Origin of the sequence: Flavobacterium sp. 9AF (genome assembly GCF_902506265.1) — a bacterium.
In the GTDB taxonomy this organism is placed as follows: domain Bacteria; phylum Bacteroidota; class Bacteroidia; order Flavobacteriales; family Flavobacteriaceae; genus Flavobacterium.
Genome location: NZ_LR733624.1, coordinates 24004 through 31616, shown reverse-complemented (window position 1 = coordinate 31616; position 7613 = coordinate 24004). Strand labels below are relative to the sequence as shown.

Genomic DNA, 7613 nt, shown 5'->3' with positions numbered 1-7613 from the left:
TGACTACCCATGATGAAGCGATTAAAAAAGAAATTGATGTTAGTATCAGAAATTTGTTTTTAAATGAAAATATACTTTTAAAAAATCTAATCCAACCGTTAGATAAAGAAAAAGCTTTGAATGAATTTTTATCAGAATGCAGGCAAAAAAACGTTTCATTTGAACTTTTAGGGTTTAAAAAAAGATTGAGCTTTGATACTTTTTTTCTTTTTCAATATGAAATAAAGGTTTCTGAAAATGGAAATTCTAATCAATATTCAATAAAACAAAAAGTTTATTTTTTTCCTAGTGAGAAACATTTTGGTACACAAACAAAAAACGTTTGGCAATTAAAATTAGGAGAAATAGAATGATATATAATCGACATAACTTTCACAAATACACTTTTTGCGAATTTCAAGAAGTAACAGAAAAAGAAATGGCAAATTTGTCTATGAGTTATAAAAGTAAATCGGGAAGTAGTTATTATTTTACAGAAAAGGGTGTATATAGAAAGTCTAATCATTGGGGGAGAGCGGCTAATTGTCGATGGAGACTCAAAAGTAATGACAAAAAGGTAAATAATTTTGAACCTAAAATAGGTTATGCCAATTGGGTCGATTTTTATCCCAATAATGATAAAGATAAACTGTTTTACATTGAAATAAATTGGCTTACTAATGAAGTAAGTTTTCAGCATAAAAATCATCCTAATTATCACCCTCATTGGATAATAAGAGATGCATTGGCAACAGCTAAAAGAATTCAAGTTGTTAAAGAAGTACTTACTGAAGAAAATTGGTCTAAACATCTTATTTTTGATGATTTAAATGAATTGCGTAAACATATTATTGATAAGTTATTGGAAACCGACGAATCATTTATAAATATTAAAAAATCATATTTGTAATGGGGAGAAGAAACGAAACCAATCGAAAAGCACACAAAAAGAAAGCTGATGATAAAAAGATCAGAGAAAGAGAAGCTAAAAATAGTTTAAAAGAAAAAAGGAAAGCTATTGTAACAAAATTTAACCAAAACAAGGATGAATCAGGACAAAATTGAATTTCTTCATAGAGAAATACAAACCATTTTAGATGCTATGGCTGTTAAAGAATATAAAAAAGCCAATAATAAATTGGTCATTATAAATGATATTATTGACGAGTTAATTGATACAACACAAGATGAAGCTATGTTAATTGAATTTAGTAAATACCAAATCATGTTAGAACACTTACAAAGTAAGTTAAAGCATGCGGAATAGCTAAAATCATTTTTTTGTTATCCTTACTATTCAAATGACTTAAAGTTAAGCTAAAATTGAAAAAGTAAAAGAGATTATTTTTAATTTCGATTATTATTTTAAAAAAGACAAATGCAAAAACAATTTGGCGCAAAAATTAGTAAAAAAGAAAAAGATAATTTCAAGGAATCTCCACAATGGAATGGTGAAAAATTTGTGAATAGTGAACCTACATCTATGGCTATTTCATTACGAAAATTACCTGAAATATTATACAAACAATTTTTTGAAAAAAAGGATAGAGAACCAGGACAATTTTTGCCCATAATTCCATTTGATAAGAAATTATTTGAAGAAAATAAGGACACGGTTAGTTATATTTGGTATGGGCATTCAGTTGTTTTATTGCGTGTAAATGCTATGAATATATTGATTGATCCTATGTTTGGAAGTAACGCTGCACCTATAGCTCCTTTTCCAATTAAACGTTTTTCTGAAGACACTTTAAAATTAATAGATAACTTACCCGATATTGATTTAATCTTAATTTCTCATGATCATTATGACCATTTAGATTATGATAGTATTCAAAAACTTAAAACAAAGACCAAACAGTTTTATGTGGCTTTAGGAGTTAAGAGACATCTCGAGAAATGGGGAATAAATCCTGAAAGAATTATAGAATTTGATTGGTGGCAAAATCAGAATTTTAATTCTATGAGTATAACTTTTACACCTACACGTCATTTTTCTGGTAGAGGATTAACGGATAGAGCTAAATCTTTATGGGGTGGATGGGTAATAAAAACAGAAGGAGCGAATATCTGGTTTAGCGGGGATAGTGGATATGGTCCACATTTTGCAGCAATAGGCAAACGATTAGGACCTTTTGATTTTGCATTTATGGAGTGCGGACAGTACAATGAGAATTGGAGTCAAATACACATGTTTCCAGAAGAAAGTGTACAAGCTGCCATAGATGCAAGAGTTAATAATATGATTCCTGTACATTGGGGTGGTTTTGCTTTAGCACAACATTCATGGACTGATCCTGTAATTAGATTTGTAAAACAAGCGGAAGAAAAAAACTGTTCATTTCATTTGCCAAAATTAGGTGAAATTCAAACAATTGCTAATCAAAACCACTTCCATTGGTGGGAAGACTATTCTTTATCATAATATATTATTCCTAAAATCTTAAAAAAATGATAAAAAATGCTTTCTGAAACACTCGTTTCAAAAAAAGCTATATATTTGTAACCAAATCGAGAATAAGAATGGCACGTTGTGTAGAATTTAATGAAGTTGAAAAAATTGAAAAAGCAATGAATGTCTTTTGGGAAAAAGGCTACAATGCAACTTCAATGCAAGATCTTGTTGATGCTATGCAAATCAATCGAAGTAGCTTATACAATACAATTGGAGATAAACGACAATTATTTATGAAATGTATTAGCACTTATTTTGAAGCAGCCATGTGTGAATTAAAACAAAAAGTTGCTAAAGAAAAAACTGCTATGCAGGCTTTGATTAACCTCATAAATGATAAAGTTGCTTCAATAGTAGATACTGAAAAGAGTTGTTTAGGAGTGAAATCTATTTTTGAAATGGCCTCAGAAGATGTTGAAATAAGACAATTATTAACAAAAAAAAATGAGGTTTTTATTAGTTATATTACAGAAATTGTAAAAAAAGCTATGGAAGAAGGAGCATTAGATAATTCTGAGGATCCTACTTTATTATCAGAATATATAATGACTTCTTTTACGGGATGGAAACAAGCTTATATTTTGCATAGAGATCCTATTAAGATAAAAAAAATGGCGACATTTTTAATAAAAAACATTAGTAAATAGTGTTTTTTATTTTTTCTTATTTGAAATGATTATTTCAAAATAAATAATTTTAAAATGTTTATTCAAAGCGTTTTAATTTTTTTGAAATGATTGTTTCAGATAAATGAGTGGAATGAAATACTAATAATCGTTTGAAATTATTTTGAAACGATTGTTTTAAAATAGAATAGAAAAACATAAAATTAAAACATCATGAAAAAAAGAATACTATATTTTATTTTAATGTTCGTAATGCTCGGGCAAGCAGTAGGGCAAGATCAATTTGTTGGAGATTGGCAAACCAATGAAGGAAAACTTAAAGTTGAAATATATAAGCAAGAAGCTTTTTATTATGCAAAAGTTAAGGCTAGTGAAAACAAAGAAACATTAGGTAAAGTGATTTTAATTCAAATGGTAAAAAAGACACCAACAAAATTATATGGAGGTACTTTTTTAGATGAAAAACAAGGCTCTGAATTTGAAGCTTTATTAAAATTAATAGATGACAATACATTACGATTACGCATTCTAAGTGGTTTATTTAACAAAATAATGATTTGGAACCGAGTCAAATAACTGCCACAACGCATTAACAAAACAAACACATGACAAAAAATGAAAAGAACAATAGCAATTCTCAGAAAAGGAACACAAACCAAAGGTTTATACTCACTAAAACATATTACAATGAAAAATAAAAATATAACACTCAGCGAAATAGGTCTTTTTTTATCTTGTATTTTAATGATAGCAGCTTTACTTTATATAAGAGCCAATTAATTAGCAAACAAGTTTTTATTATATTAAACCACTTTTCAGAAGTGGTTTTTTTGTATTATTATTTTAGAATAATAATTTTTAAAGATTATTCTTGTTACCAAAAAAATAACATTAAAAAAACACGAATTACAACATTTACTTCTTAAAAATTTTATTTTTACAGTTTATAATTTAAAGCTTTAATTATAAATAAATTATCTTACAATGCAATTTAAAAAATTGCAACATTCGATTACTAATTAAAATAAGATTAGCTATAATGAAAACAAAGTTTATAATAATTCTTTTATTTGTTTTTATACATTCTTTTTCCCAAGATAAAGATTTTGAAAAGAAGATTAATCAATTGAAAATTACTGTTAAAAAAGAAAATGGCCCATATCGTCTCAAATTATTAGATAGTATTTCCGATTATTATGTTTTCAATAATGCACTAGAAAATGATTCAATAATAAGAGCAACTATTTCGTATGCAAAAGAATTAGATTCGGTTAACATAATAGTAAAACAAACCGCAAACCTTATAAATTATTTTGATTATAGTTTCAAAAATTTTGAAGAATGCAAACAAATAATTAGAACCACTCAACCTTTATTAAAGCGAGTTACTAAACCATATATTTTAGAAGACTACTATACTTATTTGGGTAGTTTCTATTATTATATGGGTGATTTCGATGCTTCCTTAAAAGCTTATGATAAAGCCTATGAATATGCTCAAAAAATCAATTCTAATTTTATTGGAACTTTAAAATTTAAAAAAGCAGTAGTATATATTGATAAAGGCGATTTTGGAAAAGGTTCTATGAACCTTAAAGAGGTAATTGCAGATTTTCAAAAAAAGAAAGATACTTTTAATTGGATTAATGCTAAAGTCTCTATGTCTATTTTGTATAGTAAAATTGGTTTTTATGAACAATCAAGAAAAGAAAGAGAAGAGCAAATTCAATTGGCAAAAGAATTAAAATCGTATCCGAATACAGGAATGATTTATTATAATATGGCTGCAGATGATAATAAAATGAATTTGCAAAAGGAACGAATTCATCATTTGAAATTAGCATTGGAGCACAACAAAGCTTCGGAAAATAGAAACTATTTTGACCCCGTTTTTAAATCGACATTAGCTGTTGCTTATGCAGAAAATGACAGCATTATTTTAGCTCAATCTATACTAGAAGAATTAGAATCTGATCCTGAAAAATATACTAAAGATTATAATGAATCCTTTTACCTTGAAGCTAAAAAGAAACTGTTATTTGTTAAAGGAGATTATGAAAAAGCGATTGATTATGGCAAACGTTATCTAGATTTAAAACAACAAGGAAAGCAATATGAAGAAATTCAAGAAGGGGAGCATTTTTTAGCCAAAACATATGAAAAAATAGGTAACTCTGAAAAATCTTTATTTCATTATAAAAATTATACTCATATTAAAGATTCTATTGATAATATACAAAAAATGAGAGTGCTAGCTTATTATCAAACTTTATACGAAACAGAAAAAAGAGATTTAACTATCGAAAATCAAAAAGCCAATATTGCTTTATTAGACTCTAAAAATAGAATTATGCAACAATGGACTGGGTTTGGTGGCTTAGCATTAGTTAGTCTATTTGCATTTTTATACATCCTTCGTTCTCGTAATTTTGCCAAAAAGGAACAAAAAGCTCAGGAAAAATTTACACAAGACATTATTATTGCACAAGAAGAAGAGCGTACAAGAGTAGCTTTAGAACTGCATGATAGCGTAGGGCAACAACTCATGTTATTAACACGAAAATCTAAAGATAAAGACGAAAGTATTGAAGCTTTAGCCAAAGATACGCTACAAAATGTTAGGACTATTTCCCAAGGATTACATCCAGTTGTATTAGAAAGATTAGGGTTTACAGCTGGAATAACTGATTTGATTACTTCCATAGATGCTAATACAGATCTTTTCTTTACAGTTGATATTGAGCCCATTGATTCTTTTTTAGATAAGAATAAAGCACTGCACTTATATCGTATTGTTCAAGAAGTTCTAAGTAATATCATAAAACATGCCAATGCTACTTCCGTAACTATTGATATTCATAAAGTTAAATCATCTATACAAGTGAGTATTGAAGACAATGGGAAAGGCTTTGATTTTGAACAGGAAGTAAAAACATCTAAAAGCTTAGGAATGAAGTCTTTAATCGAAAGAAGTAAAATAATTATAGGTAAACTCAATATTATTTCTACTATAAATGAAGGAACAATCACACAATTAACATTTCCCATTTAGAAAGATTAATTGTATTTTGCTCTTTTTTAACAGATAAATAAAATGAATAAAAAAGCGATTTCAATTATCATTGCAGACGATCATCCTATTATGTTAAAAGGATTAACTGAGGAACTTGAAAATGCAGGTTATACTATTGTTGCTACAGCAAATAATGGTGCTTCAGCAGTAGAGTTGATTGCTTTGCATAAACCAAAAATAGCAATGCTTGACATAGAAATGCCTTTTTTAAATGGTTTTGAAGTTATTAAAAATTGTACAACTTTAGAATTAGACACTAAGTTTATTGTAATGACTTATCACAAAGAAAAAGGTTTTATTGTTCAAGCTAAAAAGGTAGGTACTCATGGTTATTTACTGAAAGAAGATAATCTAGAAGAAATAGAGAATTGTATTGAAGCTGTTTTATTTGACGAATTTTATTTTAGTAAATCATTTCAAGAAGATATTAAACATACTGTAGATAATGAACTTAGAAAAGTCGCTTTGCTAACCCCTTCAGAAAGAACAATAATTCGACTTATAGCACAAGGACAAAATTCTGCTGAAATATGTGATACATTAAAAGTTTCAAAAAGAACCATCGAAAAACATAGAGCAAATATTATAGCAAAATTAGAGTTAGAGCCATCTCAAGACACCTTAAATCAATGGGCAAACGATTATAAAGAGATTATTAAAACTTTATAGTTACTTTTCTAAATTCTTTCCTTACTAATTTTCTTCTGTTGAAGTAAATGAACATTTATTTTTCTACGTAAACTACGCAATAATTGCGTTTCCTACGTATTTTATGATTTACTTAAAAAGTTGAACTTGCATTCATGTTAAAGTAATTTTTTTATTTGAAAAGAAGTCGGTTTTTAACGTTGTAAATTTTGTTAGTTGATAACAAAACACAACGGTTGTCGACAAAAGAATTCAATTGAAATAAACTGTTTTTTTGAAAGTAAATGAATTACAAAACAATTCAATAAATAAACATCTAATTTAAAAAGAAAAAACATGAATGATTTACAAGAAAAACAAGAAACCTCAAAAGTAGATGACGTACTTTTGAGAAAAACATTAAGCAGCTCTATGACCGCAGGAAAGGTTGATAATTATATATCAGAAAGAGCAAAACTATTAGTCCCAATTGATGCCGTTTTAGATTTTAAATTATTTGGGTTTGACGGTAAATTAAAATGTCACCCAACTGATACAAAAAAATATCCTTATAAGTGGGAGCATAGAGTTTATGGAGCTGGATTGATAGATGTCGATAATTGCAAAGGAACATTATCTACTGGTTATACGAGTTGGGATAAACTTTGGGCAGATACCACTTCTGCAGGTGTAACTGCAGGTGAAGCAGCATTAGGAGTAGTTTTAGTCGTTTTCTTTAGAAAAGATGGAACACCTATAGGAGATTTTAGAGGTATGCCTTCAGGTAAATTGGGATTAGGAGGAGCTGGTGGTGATGGAGGTTGGGAAAAAATATAATTTTAATTTAGCCTTC

At 28.1% G+C, this 7613-nt stretch carries 11 protein-coding genes; all 11 read left to right on the top strand.

The genetic code is table 11. From position 1 onward, the window contains the following. A partial coding sequence (locus HALO113_RS18590) for a hypothetical protein (protein WP_159780642.1) occupies window positions 1-353 on the top strand: 353 nt, incomplete at its 5' end. Then, a complete protein-coding gene (locus tag HALO113_RS18585) occupies window positions 350-889 on the top strand; it encodes a hypothetical protein (RefSeq protein WP_159780641.1) in 540 nt (179 codons plus the stop codon). The genes HALO113_RS18590 and HALO113_RS18585, both read left to right, overlap by 4 nt. Continuing rightward, window positions 889-1044, top strand: a complete 156-nt coding sequence (locus HALO113_RS18580) for a hypothetical protein (protein WP_159780640.1) — start codon at window positions 889-891, stop codon at window positions 1042-1044. The genes HALO113_RS18585 and HALO113_RS18580 overlap by 1 nt, the downstream gene beginning before the upstream one ends. Further along, window positions 1025-1246: a hypothetical protein gene (locus tag HALO113_RS18575; protein WP_159780639.1), complete on the top strand. Its 222-nt coding sequence runs from the start codon at window positions 1025-1027 to the stop codon at window positions 1244-1246. Before HALO113_RS18580 ends, HALO113_RS18575 begins: the two co-directional genes overlap by 20 nt. A 111-nt stretch (window positions 1247-1357) precedes the next feature. Next, window positions 1358-2404 carry an MBL fold metallo-hydrolase gene (locus HALO113_RS18570; RefSeq protein ID WP_159780638.1) on the top strand — a complete coding sequence of 349 codons (1047 nt, stop codon included), beginning with the start codon at window positions 1358-1360 and terminating at the stop codon, window positions 2402-2404. A gap of 98 nt (window positions 2405-2502) precedes the next feature. Beyond that, a complete protein-coding gene (locus HALO113_RS18565) occupies window positions 2503-3081 on the top strand; it encodes a TetR/AcrR family transcriptional regulator (protein WP_159780637.1) in 579 nt (192 codons plus the stop codon). Window positions 3082-3273: 192 nt separating this feature from the next. Next, the gene (locus HALO113_RS18560) at window positions 3274-3636 is read left to right on the top strand and encodes a DUF2147 domain-containing protein (RefSeq protein WP_159780636.1); all 363 of its coding nucleotides are present in this window, start codon (window positions 3274-3276) and stop codon (window positions 3634-3636) included. Between the two features lie 39 nt (window positions 3637-3675). Next, window positions 3676-3840: a hypothetical protein gene (locus tag HALO113_RS18555; protein WP_159780635.1), complete on the top strand. Its 165-nt coding sequence runs from the start codon at window positions 3676-3678 to the stop codon at window positions 3838-3840. Between the two features lie 259 nt (window positions 3841-4099). Next, window positions 4100-6112: an ATP-binding protein gene (locus HALO113_RS18550; protein WP_159780634.1), complete on the top strand. Its 2013-nt coding sequence runs from the start codon at window positions 4100-4102 to the stop codon at window positions 6110-6112. Window positions 6113-6154: 42 nt separating this feature from the next. Continuing rightward, window positions 6155-6802, top strand: coding sequence for a response regulator transcription factor (locus tag HALO113_RS18545; protein WP_159780633.1), 648 nt, complete (start codon window positions 6155-6157; stop codon window positions 6800-6802). Between the two features lie 315 nt (window positions 6803-7117). Further along, on the top strand, window positions 7118-7597 hold the full coding sequence (locus tag HALO113_RS18540) for a hypothetical protein (RefSeq protein ID WP_159780632.1): 480 nt from the start codon (window positions 7118-7120) through the stop codon (window positions 7595-7597). Window positions 7598-7613 lie beyond the last annotated feature (16 nt).

Bases quoted from the DNA above. Each gene is read 5' to 3' on its own strand.
- HALO113_RS18585 (WP_159780641.1), top strand. From the start codon at position 350: ATGATATATAATCGACATAACTTTCACAAATACACTTTTTGCGAATTT.
- HALO113_RS18580 (WP_159780640.1), top strand. From the start codon at position 889: ATGGGGAGAAGAAACGAAACCAATCGAAAAGCACACAAAAAGAAAGCT.
- HALO113_RS18575 (WP_159780639.1), top strand. From the start codon at position 1,025: ATGAATCAGGACAAAATTGAATTTCTTCATAGAGAAATACAAACCATT.
- HALO113_RS18570 (WP_159780638.1), top strand. From the start codon at position 1,358: ATGCAAAAACAATTTGGCGCAAAAATTAGTAAAAAAGAAAAAGATAAT.
- HALO113_RS18565 (WP_159780637.1), top strand. From the start codon at position 2,503: ATGGCACGTTGTGTAGAATTTAATGAAGTTGAAAAAATTGAAAAAGCA.
- HALO113_RS18560 (WP_159780636.1), top strand. From the start codon at position 3,274: ATGAAAAAAAGAATACTATATTTTATTTTAATGTTCGTAATGCTCGGG.
- HALO113_RS18555 (WP_159780635.1), top strand. From the start codon at position 3,676: ATGAAAAGAACAATAGCAATTCTCAGAAAAGGAACACAAACCAAAGGT.
- HALO113_RS18550 (WP_159780634.1), top strand. From the start codon at position 4,100: ATGAAAACAAAGTTTATAATAATTCTTTTATTTGTTTTTATACATTCT.
- HALO113_RS18545 (WP_159780633.1), top strand. From the start codon at position 6,155: ATGAATAAAAAAGCGATTTCAATTATCATTGCAGACGATCATCCTATT.
- HALO113_RS18540 (WP_159780632.1), top strand. From the start codon at position 7,118: ATGAATGATTTACAAGAAAAACAAGAAACCTCAAAAGTAGATGACGTA.